Genomic DNA, 15,413 nt, shown 5'->3' with positions numbered 1-15,413 from the left:
TCAGTTTTTTAATAAAAAATAAATATGCAAACAGTAGCGACTTCATATAGAATTTATAATGCTTCAGCAGGTTCTGGGAAAACCTTTACAATTACAGCTGATTATCTTACAAAAATACTTTCAGCCAATGATAATCAGTCTTTTAGACGTGTATTGGCAATGACGTTTACAAATAAAGCTGTGGCTGAGATGAAAACGCGAATTCTGGACAGCTTGGTTGAGTTTTCTCAAATGAAAGAAGAAGACGATGTTTCTGCCTTGTGCGAATTAGTCATGAAAATGAGTGGTTTACAAAAAGTTGAAATTCAAAAAAAATCTCTCATTTTACTCGAGCAAATTTTAGATAATTACGCTGCTTTTGAAGTTTCTACAATTGATGCTTTTACGCATAAAATAATTAGAACTTTCGCTAAAGATCTCAATTTATCATTCAATTTTGATATTGAAATGGATACGCTTTCATTGCTTGAAAATGCAGTAAATCGTGTGATAGACAAAGTTGGTCATGATAAAAAGTTAACCAAAACTCTGATTGATTTTACGACTGAAAAAATCTACGATGATAAAAGTGGGTACATTTTTCAAGATATTTTAGATGCTTCAAAATTACTGCTCAACGATAATGAAATTGAATATGTTGAAGTTTTACAAAATTTTGAAATTGATGATTTTACAAAGACAAAAAAACAAATTATCAAAGAAAATGAAAAGCTTGAAGTTGAAGTAAAAGAACTTGCAGTACAAATGTTAGATGTTTTTGGCTCGCAAGGAATAATGGATGGTTTCAGTAGAAATACGATTCCTAATTTTTTTAAAAAAGTTGTCGACACAAAGAATATTTCCGATATTAAAATGACAGCAAAGTGGATGGAAACAAGTGATACATCTACCTTCTACACAAAAAAAACAGCTGATGAAAAGAAGCAAGCTATAGAAAGTGTTGCGCCTCAAATTTTAGAAGTGGTTTCGCTTTTTAAAGCGAAAATTGATCAAGTTAAAATCAATACAAAAGTTTTAAAAAACCTGACACAACTTTCTGTTCTTAATTTGGTACAAACTGAAATGAATCTGATTAAAGAAGAAAGAAATATTCAATTGATTTCTGATTTTAATAAAACCATAAATGCAGAATTAAAAGATCAGCCAACACCTTTTATTTATGAAAGATTAGGAGAGAAGTTTCAACATTTTTTTATTGATGAGTTTCAAGATACTTCCAAAATGCAATGGACAAATATGCAACCTCTGGTTGATAATGCTTTGAGCTCGCTTTATGAAAATAACGAAAGGGGAAGCTTAACTTTAGTTGGCGATCCTAAACAGTCGATTTATCGCTGGCGCGGTGGTGATGTTGGTCAATTCGTTGATTTAATCGATGGACAAAATAATTTCAATTTGACACCTCAAGTTGTCAACTTACCTAATAATTACCGAAGCTCTCAAGAGGTCGTTCAGTTTAATAATGGGCTTTTTGCTTCGGCTAAAAACCTCGTTGATAGTGAATTGGTGAAATCGATTTATGAAAGAGAAAAACTAGAACAACAACCGATTAAGAAAACGAAAGGTTATGTCAATATTCAATTTATTGAGGCCAAAAATAAAGAAGAAAAAGAGGAGCAATACGCAGAACTTGTTGTCAGTAAAATCAAACAAAAAGCAGAACAAGGTTTTCAGCTTAAAGATATCTGTATTTTGGTCAGAAAGAAGGATCAAGGTATTGTTTTAGCAGATGCTTTAACAGAGGCTGGAATTCCGATTATTTCATCAGAAAGTCTTTTGATATCTTCAGATGCGACTGTTCAATTTCTAGATGCTTTATTGAGTTTTCTGGAAAATGAGGACGATGATGATGCGCAATATCGAGTTGTTTCTTATCTTGAAAAACATTTGATTAAACTAGATGATGGTTTTGGTTTTATAAGTAACTTAACCAAAGCTTCAAAGACTGGGTTTTGGCAAGAATTAAAAAAGTATGAGATTCATTTTGATCCAAAAAAATTTCATGAGCTACCTTTATACGATGCTGTTGAATATGTAATTGATGCTTTCGAATTAGCTGAATTTGCAAATGCTTATGTTCAGTTTTATTTAGATGAAATTTTTGATTTTACACAAAAGAAAACAAATGACCTAAAATCATTTTTAAACCATTGGGAAGCAAAAGCATCAGCAAAAGGAATTGTTGCACCAGAGAATCAAGATGCCGTTGAAGTTATGACAATACATAAAAGTAAAGGGCTCGAGTTTCCGATTGTCCTGTTGCCGTTTGCCGATGAAAAGTATGCTGATATCTTGCAAAACCATGTTTGGCTTCCCTTGGAAGAGGATAAAGATTTGCCTTTAGGTCTTGTCACTAAACCTTCAAAAACGGAAACACAACCCGTTTTTCGAACAGAAGTGGAGTCATTAATAAGTGAAACGGAATTAGAAAACATGAATTTATTATATGTTTCGCTGACAAGAGCTTCGCAAGAATTGCATGTTTTCTCAAATGAAACGAAACCGAATAACTCTGATTATTTTAATACATTTAAAACTTATGCGTTAGAAAATAATAAAGCTTTAAATGACATTGAGATAGAATTCGGCACATCAGATATCGATGATTTTAAAAGAAAAAAGAAAGATCAAAATCAGCTTTTCCCAATTCAGTTTTTAGCATCAAAAGATAAGCATCATGTTAATTTGGTGACAGAGTCGGAGTCAATTTCAGAAGCTGAACAAATGGATGCCAGGCGAAGAGGAAATTTAATTCATGATTTGCTCTCGCATATCTGTATCACAGCTGATATTGATTTACAATTAGAAAAAGTTTTATCAGAAGGAGAAATATCTTTAGAAGAAAAAGAGATTCTGAAAAAACAATTAACTGAAATTACAGAACATCCTACCCTGAAAGTTTATTTTTCAGACGAATGGACGACATTTAATGAAAGAGAAATTTACTATAAGGGAGAAATGTTGAGGCCAGATAAATTTTGTACTCTCGATAAAAAGGCTATTATTATTGATTATAAAACAGGAAGTTTTTCAGAAAATCATGCTATTCAAGTTCAAACCTACGCATATGCTATTGAGGCTTTAGGTTACAAAATTGAGCAAAAAATGATTGTTTATATTTCTGAAAGCATTGAAATAAAGATTCTATAAATTTGTAAATAAAAACTATGTACTCAAAAGACTTACAAAAACAACTACAAAATGAAATCCAATCGATCAAAGATGATGGGTTGTATAAAAAAGAACGTGTGATTACATCGCCACAAGACGCTGAAATCACAATCAACACAGGAGAAAAAGTTTTAAACTTTTGTGCTAACAATTATCTAGGTTTATCATCACACCCTGATGTTATTCAGGCAGCAAAAGACACATTAGATAGTCACGGATTCGGTATGTCAAGTGTTAGATTTATCTGTGGAACACAAGATATTCATGTCGAACTCGAGCAAAAAATTGCAAGTTTTTACAGCACTGAAGACACAATACTTTATGCTGCATGTTTTGATGCAAACGGCGGTATTTTCGAGCCATTGTTGACAAAAGATGATGCAATTATCTCAGATTCACTAAACCACGCATCAATTATTGATGGTGTGCGTTTATGTAAAGCAGCACGTTACCGTTATGAAAATGGTAATATGTCTGATTTAGAAGATCAGTTAAAAAAAGCAAAAGAAAACGGAGCGAGAAACATTTTGATTGTCACAGACGGTGTTTTCTCGATGGACGGACTTGTTGCGCCTTTAGATGAAATTTGTGATTTGGCTGATAAATATGAATCTCTTGTGATGATTGATGAGTGCCACGCGACAGGTTTTATTGGAGATAAAGGAATTGGAACACTCGAAGAAAAAGGTGTTTTAGACCGTGTTGATATCATTACAGGAACTTTAGGTAAAGCGCTTGGTGGTGCAATGGGTGGTTATACAACAGGTAAAAAAGAAATTATAGAGCTGTTAAGACAACGCTCACGTCCATACTTGTTTTCAAATTCATTAGCACCTGCAATCGTTGGTGCATCTTTAAAGGTTTTTGATATTTTAGAAAATGATGATAGCTTCAGAAAGAAGTTAACCGATAATACAGCTTACTTTAAAAAGAATATTAAGGAGTTAGGCTTTGATATTGTAGATGGCGATTCAGCGATTGTTCCTGTGATGCTTTATGATGCAAAACTAGCTCAAGAAATGGCGGCAAAACTTCTTGAAGAAGGGGTTTATGTTATTGGATTCTTCTATCCAGTTGTGCCAAAAGAAAAAGCAAGAATTAGAGTTCAGCTTTCTGCAGCGCACGAAAAAGAGCATCTTGATAGAGCGATTAAGGCGTTCAAAAAAATTGGTCAATCCATGGGAGTTATTAATTAAATCATAAGTTTTATAAAAAAATTAATATAAAATTTTTTGATAAGATACAGTTAATGAAGTACTTTTGTTTGACAAAACACTAATTTAATAAAGATGATTATGAAACACTTAGGAAAATTAACATTCATTATGATGTTTGTTTTTGCTATCACTGCATATGCGCAGACCAAAGATAACCCTTGGGCTGTCTCGGTAGGAACAAACGCAATTGACTTTTACCCAACTGGAAATGGAGTAGGTGAAGGAACAATTTCAAGCGAGCACATTTTTGATGAGCTTTTTAATGCAGCAGATCACTGGAATATTATGCCATCATTCTCTAAAGTGACTGTAGGAAGATACCTAGGCGAAGGCTTTAATGCACAATTTGGAGGTTCTGTCAACAAGATTACAGATATGGGAGATATCGCTGTAGATGATCTTGCGTATTACTCAGTTGATGCAGCTGTTCAATATAGCTTTATGGAGTTGTTTAACACTAAAGTTGTAGATCCTTTCCTATCAGCTGGTGTTGGTTACTATTGGTTAGATGGTAATGGGGATGCAACTTTTAATGGAGGTGCTGGTATTAATTTTTGGATGACAGACAATATTGCATTGACGTTAGATTCATCTTATAAAGCAGCTTTTGAAGATTCAGGAGTTAATCACTTTCAACATGCAGTTGGAGTAAAGCTTGGATTTGGCGGAACTGATACTGACGGAGATGGCGTTTATGATAAAGAAGATGAATGTCCAGAAACACCAGGTTTAAAAGAATTTAATGGTTGCCCAGATTCTGATGGTGATGGTATACCAGACAAAGAAGATGAATGTCCAAATACACCAGGTTTACCAGAATTTAACGGTTGTCCTGATACTGATGGTGACGGAATCCCAGATCCTCAAGATGAGTGCCCAGAAGTTGCTGGTACTAAAGCAATGAATGGTTGCCCAGATGCTGATGGAGACGGTGTTGCAGATCATAATGATGATTGCCCTAATGAAAAAGGACCAAAAGAAAATAATGGTTGCCCATGGCCAGATACTGATGGAGACGGTGTCTTAGATAAAGATGATATGTGTCCAGACGTTGCAGGTACTAAAGCAAATAACGGTTGTCCTGAAGTGAGTGATGAAGTTCAAAAAGAATTGAATGACTACGCGAAAACAATTAATTTTGCTACAGGAAAAACAACTATTACAAAGGATTCTGAAGAAGCACTAGATGCAATTATAGCAATTTTAGATGAGTATCCTAACGCTAAGTTTACTGTTGAAGGTCATACTGATAGTGTAGGTAGTGCTAAAAATAATATGGAGCTTTCTGATGCAAGAGCACTTTCTGTTAAGAATTTCTTAGTGGAAAATGGTGTTGATGAATTCAGACTTTCTTCTAAAGGTTATGGTGAAACTAAACCTATCAAATCTAATAACACTAGAAGTGGTAGAGCTGCCAATAGAAGAGTTGAAATCAATTTAGCGAAGTAATATTTTAAGAACTTCAAATAATATTAAAGACTGTCTTTCGAGACAGTCTTTTTTTTGAATTATATTTGAAGTCCATCGTTTTTAGTTTAAAACCTCCTTTATGTCTCAATTTTTAGATGATATCATTTTAAAGTATGATGTTGACGAACTTCAAAATAATTGTTTTGTTTTTCCTAGTCGAAGGTCAGCAAATGCTTTTAAGAGACGTTTGACTCAAATAACAAAGCAGGATGTTTTTATTTTCCCTGAAGTTTTAAGTGTTGAGGAATTTATTGCCGATGTTTCAGGGCTAAATTATATCGATAGTTTAGAAACAGTTTTTGAATTATATGGTATATATAAAAAAATTACACCTAAAGATGAGCAAGAAAGCTTTGAAACTTTTTATGGATGGTCACATACCTTAATACAAGACTTTAATGAAATTGATCGATACATTGTTGATACCTCTCAATTCTTTAATCATCTAAAAGACATCAAAGATGTTGAGCATTGGTCAAAAGGAGCTGATCAAACAAAAATGGTTCAAAACTATTTGAAGTTTTGGAAAACTTTGCCTATCTATTATAAAACTTTACGAGAACAACTTTTAAGCCAACAGAAAGCTTATCAGGGCTTGGCTTACAGAGTTGCAATAGAAAATATAGAATCATACGCTGAAAGGAAAAATAAAGATTTTGTTTTCGTCGGTCTCAATGCTTTAAATACAGCAGAAATAAAATTGATTCGTTATTTAACAGAACATAAATCTGCTAAGGTTTTCTGGGATATTGATCAGTATCTTTTAGAAGAACATAAAGCAGGAGAATTTATGCGTACTTATGCTCAAAGTTGGTCTTTATATAAAAATCAACCTCTAGAAGCCAGCACAAACAATTTTAGCCAAAAAAAGGACATTAAGTATTATGATGTCTCTAAACAAATAGGTCAGGCCAAACTAGTCGGACAAATTTTATCTCATCTTTCTGAAGCTGAACTCAAAAAAACAGCTTTGATTTTGGGTGATGAAAATTTGCTTCAACCTATTTTAAATGCTTTACCAGATAACGTAAAAAAGGCAAATATTACAATGGGACTGGCGCTAAGCCAGACAAGTTTTGCTTCGTTTTTTGAGCGTATTATAGATTGGCAAGTTGATCAACACCAAGAGATTTATCATCAAGTTTTGCTTCAAATTATCAGTCATCCGATGTTTAAAAGTATTTTCTTTGAAGAACAAAAGAAACTTAAAAGCCAGTTATTAAAAGCAAATCAAATTTATATCTCTAAAGAAAGATTGTTTGAAGTTTCTCAGTCTATTTCTGAAAAATTTTCAGAGCAACTTCAGCTTATTTTCTATGATTACAAAAGTGTTGACTCATTTCTTGACAAGATGTTCAAGCTCAGTGTTTTCTTTGAACAAACTTATCAGGATGATCAAGTCAGACTTCTTTACCTTAGAGGTTTTCAGAAAGTATTTGAAAAGGTAAAAACCTATAACAGTTCAACCAGCTTAATCACTAGCTTTAAAACACTTAAGCAAATTTATAAAGACATTTTGAGTCAGCAGACGGTTGACTTTATCGGCGATGCTTACGATGGTTTACAGATTATGGGAATGCTCGAAACACGTGTTTTAAGTTTTGAACGCATCATTATGACTTCAGTTAACGAAGGTGTTTTACCATTGGGGAAAACTCAAAACTCTTATATCCCTTTCGATTTAAAAAAACAATACGATTTACCGACTTATACCGAAAAAGACGATGTTTATGCTTATCACTTTTTTAGACTTTTACAAGATGTAAAAGAAGCGCATTTTTTATACAATACAGATACTGAGGGCATGTCCAAAGGTGAAGAAAGCCGTTTTCTGAAACAGTTAAAGTACTTTAAAAGACCTCAACATCAAATACAACACTTTACTGGTGCAGCGACTGCAAATGTTTTGCATGATGAACTCTCAAAAGTCAAGAAAACGCCCGAAATGATCAGCATTCTGAAAAAGCGTTTTGAGCGTGGTATTTCAGCTTCTGCATTGACGACTTATATCCGTAACCCACTTGATTTTTATAAAAGATATGTTCTTGGCATCAAAGAAACAAAAGAGATAGAAGACACTGTTTCGTATCGCGTGCATGGTAACGTGATCCATAAAACGATTGAAAATGTTTATAAAGAATATCTCAATGAAATTATTACAGTTGAACATCTCAAGAAAATTTTACAGACTTATGAGCTCGAATTAAAGAAACAATTTGCTAGAGAATTTAATGAAGATGCAATTCAGTCTGGTGAAAATTTATTGCATTATGAAATTGCAAAACAGCAGACAAAACGCTTTCTTGAGCAAGAATTACAAGTTGTCAAAAACAATGAACTGGTTTTAAAATCACTCGAAAAGCGTAAAGAAATTTTCTTGAAGGATGACAAACTTGACCTTAAAGTCAAAATGATAGGTGAAATTGATAGAATTGATATGCTCAATCATCAACTGAGAATTGTCGATTATAAAACAGGTGAAGTTAAGCCAAATCAACTTATTTTAGATGCTAAAAAATGGGAGGAATTAATATCTGATTACGATTACAGTAAAGCCTTTCAGTTGTTGTTTTATGCCCTACTTTGCGAAGATGAATTGACAGATCAGTCAATTGTTGGTATCATTACATTCAAAAAATTAAACTCAGGCTTCATGGAGTTTAAAGACAAAACTAATGCTTCGAGTCAGTATATTGATCAATCAGTTTTAAGTAAATTTAAAGAAAAATTAATTACCTTAATCAATGAAATCCTTGATCCTAACCAAGCTTTTGAAGAAAAAGAAGTATGATGAAAAGATGGACTGAAAAGAAAATTGATAATCATGAAGTTGTCAAGCAATTGGCTGAATCTTTAAATGTAAGTGAAGAAATTTCGCATTTGCTCATCAATAGAAACATAAAAACTTTCGATGAAGCAAGGCAGTTTTTCAGGCCTCAACTTGAAGATCTTCATGATCCGTTCTTGATGAAAGATATGGATGTCGCTGTGAAGAGAGTTATTTCAGCAATTGAAAACAACGAAAAAATCATGGTTTATGGCGATTATGATGTTGATGGCACAACTTCTGTTTCCTTAATGTCAAGCTATTTAAAAACACTAACTGACAAGGTGATTTCCTATATCCCTGATCGTTACGCCGAAGGTTATGGCGTTTCTTACAAAGGAATTGACACTGCTGCCGAACAAAATATTGATCTCATTATTGCGTTAGATTGTGGCATCAAGGCTATCGATAAAGTAGCTTATGCAAAAGAAAAAAATATTGATTTTGTCATTTGTGATCACCACAGGCCAGGAGAGAATTTACCTGAAGCTGTTGCAGTTTTAGATCCTAAACGCGACGATTGTCATTATCCATACGATGAACTTTGTGGTTGTGGCGTCGGTTTCAAGTTAGCGCAAGCCATTCAGGAAAAACTTGGACTTAGCGAGCGTAAAGTTTATCATTATTTGGATTTAGTTGCCATTGCCATTGGTTCAGATATCGTACCGATGACTGGTGAGAATAGGATTTTAGCTTATTACGGTTTAAAATTAGTTAATGCCAGAAAACGCACAGGTGTTACTGCTTTATTGGAGCAAACTAAACGTAAAAGTTTCACCATTACAGATTTAGTCTTCAGTGTTGGCCCTCGAATCAATGCCGCTGGACGTATGCGACACGGTCTAGAAGCTGTTAATTTATTATGTGAAAATAATATTGAAAAAGCAACTTCTTTTGCTGAAGAAATCAATCAAGATAATTCTTTTCGTCAAGAAACTGATAAGCAAATTACAAATGAAGCACTTCAGCAGATTATAGATTTACAGGAAGAAGACCGTTTTACCAATGTTGTTTATCATGAAAATTGGCACAAAGGCGTTATTGGTATCGTGGCTTCGCGACTTACAGAAACTTACTACAAACCAACTTTAGTTTTTACAAAAAGCGGAGATAAATTGGCGGCTTCAGCACGATCAGTCACTGGGTTTGATGTTTATAATGCGCTTGAAGAATGTTCTGATCTTATCGAACAATTCGGTGGGCATAAATATGCTGCGGGTTTAACACTTGAAGAAAGTAATTATGAAGCTTTCAAAAATAAATTTGAATCTATTGTCAAAAATAGCATTGATCCTGATTTGCTAGTTCCTGAAATTCAATATGAATTTGAAATCGAGCTAAAAAATATTACAGATAAAATGAACAGGATTTTAAAGCAATTTGCACCTTTCGGGCCTCAAAATATGAAACCTACTTTTTACGCCTCTCATCTAAAATTAGATCCTTATGCAAAAGCTGTCGGGAAAGATAGTAAGCATCTAAAATGTAAATTAATCCAAGATAATATTGCTATTAGTGCTATTGGATTTGGCTTGGGTGATATCTTAGAAAAAATTTCAAAAGATGATCATCTTGAGGCTGTTTTTACAATTGAAGAAAATGAGTGGAATAATCAAGTAAATCTTCAGCTGAATATTAAAGACATTAGAGTGATGACTCAAAGTTAATTCTTATTTATTAACTTTGAGATAGAGAATCAACGGAATGTTTGAAGATATATTATCAGCCATACCATTAGGCTTTTTTTTAGCTTTTTTGGTTGGGCCTGTTTTTTTTGTTTTGTTAGAGACTGCGGCTTTGAGAGGTTTTAGGGCAGCATTGACCTTTGATTTAGGCGTAATTCTAGCCGACTTTATTTTTCTTTGTATTGCTTATTTCAGTACCAATAAACTACTGACAAGTATAAAAGATGACCCAGCTTTATTTATTTTTGGTGGGACAGTTTTACTGGTTTATGGTGTTATTAGCTTTATTAAAGTAAAAAAATCAGCGCGTAAATCTGCAAATTTTGAGGTTCAAAAGCTCAAACGCAAAGATTACATAGGCGTGTTTGTCAAAGGTTTTTTGCTCAATTTTATCAACATTGGCGTCCTTGGTTTTTGGTTAGGTTTATTAATTATTTTCGGACCGACCTTGGAAATGGATCCTAAAAGAATGTCAGTTTTCTTTGGGACGATCCTAATTACTTACCTCATTATCGACATTTTAAAAATATTGCTTGCCAAGCGCCTCAATAAAAAGTTGACGACAAAAAGAATTATTCTGATGAAGCAAGCCATTAGCATTCTGATGTTGATCTTCGGAATCATCCTTGTTTTAAGAGGAACCTTCCCTGAAGATATGCATGAAATTGAAGAAAATCTTGACATCACAATGTTTCAAGAATTCGAATAAAACTCAATAATCATAATTGGTTATTTTTTTAAAAAAATACATTGTTTAAAATTAAAATTCCGAGCGAAATTTTAATAAATAATGACTCTGTTTTTGTGTGAAAAATCTTTAAAGTTCAAAGAAAAAATTCTTAGAATTTCTTATAAAATTGATTTAATTCATCAATAAAGCATATTGCGCATTATCTTGTAAAAAAAAAGTATTTTTTATATAGTTTAAAAATTTAACATTTAGTATTAAATAAAAGTTGTATTTTTTGTGAAACATATAATAATAAAATAATACTAAAATAAGTAAATTGACTTAATTAAAATCCTTTAACCATGAAACTAAGAAAATTAATTCTATTAATTGCATTAATATTTTCAGCTACAATTTATTCACAAAACTCAATTTGCGGAACTCAAAATGGTAAAACTTTAAACCCTGAAACAGTTATTAATAGTGGTATTTATTCCGCCTCTACAGATGAGAACTATTTGAACACTTTTCCTCAAAGAAATTTAAATATTGCTATATGGGGAATTGAGAGAACAGACGGTCTACAATCAATATCACAATTAGATGCCTATAATATGATGGAATATTTAAACGGTGTATATAATGAATTCAATGTTTGTTTTAATCTTATGCATTTTGGATATATCGTTTCAGATGAACATTATGACACTACTAGCACAAATATTTATCAACTTTTTGATGAATCCCAAATTAATTCCTATGATGGCATTGCAATTAGAGTCATTGTGCCGCATAATTTGAATTTCAGAGGCATCGCATGGGGAAGTTCTAAATTGTCAATTAAAGCTGATCAAATCACAACAGGGATTTTTATACATGAAATAGGTCATAATTTAGGGCTAAAACATACTCATCATCATTTCGATAGTTCAATTTGCGAAACAGTTACGCGTGATTCTAATGATCAAAATTATAATGCAAACATTTTCGGAGATAGTGTGACTGATACTCAAGCTTCTCCTGAGTTTTATGGTTCTAATATGCAATATGTTTCAATGGATTGTAATACTTATACTGGAAATCTAACAGATTGTGAAGGAACTCCCTACACAATCACTGTAAATGAAATTCAAAATTTTATGGCTTACACTAGGCAGCATTGCAGGACATTATTTACAACTGGTCAAAAAATCAGAATTCATGAAACTATAGAGTATCACTCAAATGGTCATTATATTAATATCTTAGATGATGATTATATTGATTTATATAGTAGCAACTCAAATTTAGATAATGGTATAGAGCCTGATGGACAAACTGGTGTCATTTGGGATAGTCCAGATATTTGGGTAAGGAATCAACAGGATGGTTTTGATGTTCATGAACATGAGGATTTACATTATATAGATGATAATACACCTGTTTATGTTTATGTAAGATTAAAGAATAAAAGCTGTAACCCTTCATTAGGGACTGACAGTCTTGAACTTTATTGGGCTAAAGGTGGAATAGGAGAACAAATTTGGCCAGATGTTTGGCAAGGTTTCAATAATTCTTTTAACTCTTTAGATATAGGTAATCAAATTGGTAGTCAAAACATACCTATAACAGGAAGTGAAGATGAGACTATATTAGAATTCCAATGGCAGCCAAAAAATCCAGATGTTTATGAAAACGCTGGTTTTACATCTAAACCTTGGATGTTTTGCTTCTTAAGTCGTATAGTGTCTGCAGAAGATCCAATTACATTTCCAGAAGGATCTAGTGCTGCTACAAACACCAGAAACAATAATAATATAGTTTATAAAAATACTACTACTGTTAACTTAAGTCAAAACAGCTATATAGGTAGTATTTCAGCAGGTAATTATAATACGACAGAACGAGTAAAAAGTAATATTAATTTTTTTACAAATGAAAATAACTTAATTTGGCAAGAAGCAGAAATTAGAGTAAAATTGAGTGAAAATCTTTGGAACACTTGGCAGGAAAGTGGTGGTCATGCTACTAACATAAAGGTTTCTAGTCTCTCTGATAGAGAGGTTTACATTCTTGGCAATAACTCTTCATTAGATAACATTGATTTCAAACCTAATGAATGGGGTATATTAACTCCTCAAATAAATTTTTTAATCCGTAAAGTTACAGATGCAACATACACTCTAAATGTATCACAAACAATATCAGAAAGTGGTATGGTTTTGGGAGGATTCACATATCATATCAATAGAGATTATTCAAGGCAGTATTTTACTGCTAATGCTAAGGTAGAAGTTGATCAAAATAATACTATAATAGATGCAGAAAGTATTAATGAAAATGCCATATATAATTGGTATGATCAAGACGGTAAATTTATTATTAGTAGTCAAACTTTGTCTGTGACAAACGCTGCTTTAAAAGATTACAAACTCGAAGTAATAGCTGAGAGTGATGGTCATAAAGATTATAAAACATTTACGGTCAAAGAAAGCAGAAATATTGAAAGTATATTTCCAAATCCAACTCAAAACGATTTTAACATTAATTATAATATTGGTACAGCAAGCACTGGCTACATAATAGTTACTCATGTTATTACAGGTGTTAGTTATAATTATCTTTTAGACGTCACAGCGACTTATGGGACAATAAATTTAAGTAATAAACCTAGTGGGCAATATATCATAAATCTTGTTACAGATAATGTAATTGTAGATACAAAACACCTTCTAAAAAATTAAAATTATGATACTACATAAACAATTATTTTTTATGCTGTTAATAGCTCATCTAGCAACAGCACAAACCACAGCGATTCCGGATGAAAATTTTGAGCAAGCACTTATTGATTTAAATATCGATAGTGATGGTGTTATCAATGGTCAAGTGCTAACCAGTGATATTTCTGATATTATTGAATTAGATTTCACAAATCTTTACGACCCAATGAATAATGACTTTATCATAACTGACTTTACAGGTATCGAAGATTTTACAGCTCTTGAAATTCTAAACTTAAGTAATGCATGGGTTGAGCTTTCTGAAGAGAAAGCAAGTGTATTTAATTCTAATCTAAATCTAAGAGAATTTAGGGCTGATGATTCAAGCTATGATACAAGCCCGTTGATAAATATTCCGCATTTGGTACTTAATAACCTAAATAATCTTGAGCTGATAAGTTTAATAAATAATAACGGTGATACTCATCTTAATTTAAATAACCCTAACTCAACTTTAGTAAATTTAACTATTGATTTGTCGCATGAATATTGGGATCCAGGTTATAACAGAACAGTTTGTATAAACGTTAGTGACCCTCAAGCTGCTGCTGACAATGATTATCCTTACAATACATGGAATATTATAACTCCTGAACCTGATGTCAATGGTTATACTTATGTGTTGTACAATTTTTCTTCAAATTGTTATTTATCAACTTCTGATTTTGATTTACAAACTAAAATAAGAGTGTATCCTAATCCAGTTAAGGATATTTTAAAAATTGAAAATTTAGACCAAATTAAATTAGATGCAATAGAGTTATATTCTTTTAATGGCCAAAGAATCAAAACCTTTTCAAATATTGATCATTCCTTAAATTTAGAAAATTTAAAATCTGGTCTATATTTTATAAAAGTAATTAGTGGAAATAGGTCTCGCTTTATTAAAATTTTAAAATCTGAATAGTTTAAATATGTTACAACTATCATTTCAAAAGTCAGATTTTTGAAACTTGTCAATATCCTGAGATTTCGGGAGAACCGCTGTATAATTTCGTATAAAAAACAAAACCCAACTTTAAGAAAAGTTAGGTTTTTTAGAGGTGTCGAGCGGATTCGAACCGCTGTAGATGGTGTTGCAGACCACTGCCTAGCCACTCGGCCACGACACCATAATTATTCTGCGATTGCAAAGTTAATAATAATCTTTAATTAAGCGAGTCTTTTAACGAGTTTTTGTCATTACAATCGTCACAGCTTGTACATCGCCTCCAATCGGTGGGTTGATTTTAGCAACCTTAACTTCTGCAAACTGCACCATTTTCAAATCTTTAAATGTTCTATCCAAAATACGCTGCGCAACATGCTCAAGTAATTTAGAACGGACAGACATTTCTTCTTTAATGATTTTATTGAGATGTACATAATCAACAGTGTCTTTCAATTCATCGCTTTGTGCAGATGTTGATAAATCTGCATCTATACGTAAGTCAACACGATAATCACTACCTATTTTCGCCTCCTCATCTAAACAACCGTGATTTGTATAAATGCGGACGTTTTCTAATATAATTTGATCCATCTCATTATTTTTTTGCAAAAGTAAAGCTTCTGTTTGATAGAACTTCATGTTGATTTGATTTTTATATATCAACGTACATTATTAATAAA

9 protein-coding genes and 1 tRNA gene are annotated in these 15,413 nt (G+C 32.5%); 8 read left to right on the top strand and 2 right to left on the bottom strand.

Annotation, left to right across the window (positions count from 1 at the left end):
• Positions 1 to 24: 24 nt before the first annotated feature.
• The 8 genes from BLV84_RS01290 to BLV84_RS01255 all read left to right on the top strand — a co-directional run bounded on the left by BLV84_RS01290 (position 25) and on the right by BLV84_RS01255 (position 14,709).
• Positions 25 to 3,150, top strand: a complete 3,126-nt coding sequence (locus BLV84_RS01290; protein WP_093238312.1) for a UvrD-helicase domain-containing protein — start codon at positions 25 to 27, stop codon at positions 3,148 to 3,150.
• A gap of 17 nt (positions 3,151 to 3,167) precedes the next feature.
• Positions 3,168 to 4,367, top strand: a complete 1,200-nt coding sequence (gene kbl / locus BLV84_RS01285) for a glycine C-acetyltransferase (RefSeq protein ID WP_093238306.1) — start codon at positions 3,168 to 3,170, stop codon at positions 4,365 to 4,367.
• Positions 4,368 to 4,466: 99 nt separating this feature from the next.
• Complete coding sequence (locus BLV84_RS01280; protein ID WP_093238773.1) at positions 4,467 to 5,837, top strand: OmpA family protein; 1,371 nt, start codon at positions 4,467 to 4,469, stop codon at positions 5,835 to 5,837.
• A 100-nt stretch (positions 5,838 to 5,937) separates the two neighbouring features.
• Positions 5,938 to 8,649 (top strand): PD-(D/E)XK nuclease family protein, encoded by a 2,712-nt coding sequence (locus BLV84_RS01275; RefSeq protein ID WP_093238300.1) that lies wholly within the window; start codon positions 5,938 to 5,940, stop codon positions 8,647 to 8,649.
• Entirely contained in the window at positions 8,649 to 10,352 is a 1,704-nt protein-coding gene (gene recJ / locus BLV84_RS01270; protein ID WP_234953062.1) for a single-stranded-DNA-specific exonuclease RecJ, read from the top strand. Before BLV84_RS01275 ends, recJ begins: the two co-directional genes overlap by 1 nt.
• Before the next feature lie 37 nt (positions 10,353 to 10,389).
• On the top strand, positions 10,390 to 11,079 hold the full coding sequence (locus BLV84_RS01265; protein ID WP_093238294.1) for a LysE family translocator: 690 nt from the start codon (positions 10,390 to 10,392) through the stop codon (positions 11,077 to 11,079).
• A gap of 323 nt (positions 11,080 to 11,402) precedes the next feature.
• Entirely contained in the window at positions 11,403 to 13,763 is a 2,361-nt protein-coding gene (locus BLV84_RS01260; RefSeq protein WP_093238291.1) for a zinc-dependent metalloprotease family protein, read from the top strand.
• Between the two features lie 4 nt (positions 13,764 to 13,767).
• Positions 13,768 to 14,709 (top strand): T9SS type A sorting domain-containing protein, encoded by a 942-nt coding sequence (locus tag BLV84_RS01255; protein WP_093238289.1) that lies wholly within the window; start codon positions 13,768 to 13,770, stop codon positions 14,707 to 14,709.
• Positions 14,710 to 14,843: 134 nt separating this feature from the next.
• Here BLV84_RS01255 and BLV84_RS01250 read toward each other — a convergent pair.
• A tRNA-Cys gene (locus BLV84_RS01250) sits at positions 14,844 to 14,914 on the bottom strand.
• Between the two features lie 53 nt (positions 14,915 to 14,967).
• Complete coding sequence (gene folB / locus BLV84_RS01245) at positions 14,968 to 15,324, bottom strand: dihydroneopterin aldolase (RefSeq protein WP_093238770.1); 357 nt, start codon at positions 15,322 to 15,324, stop codon at positions 14,968 to 14,970.
• Positions 15,325 to 15,413: the final 89 nt, after the last annotated feature.

This window comes from Psychroflexus halocasei, from assembly GCF_900107595.1.
Lineage (GTDB): Bacteria > Bacteroidota > Bacteroidia > Flavobacteriales > Flavobacteriaceae > Psychroflexus > Psychroflexus halocasei.
The sequence above is the reverse complement of the archived record's forward strand: the minus strand, read 5'-3'. Positions and strand labels throughout refer to the sequence as shown.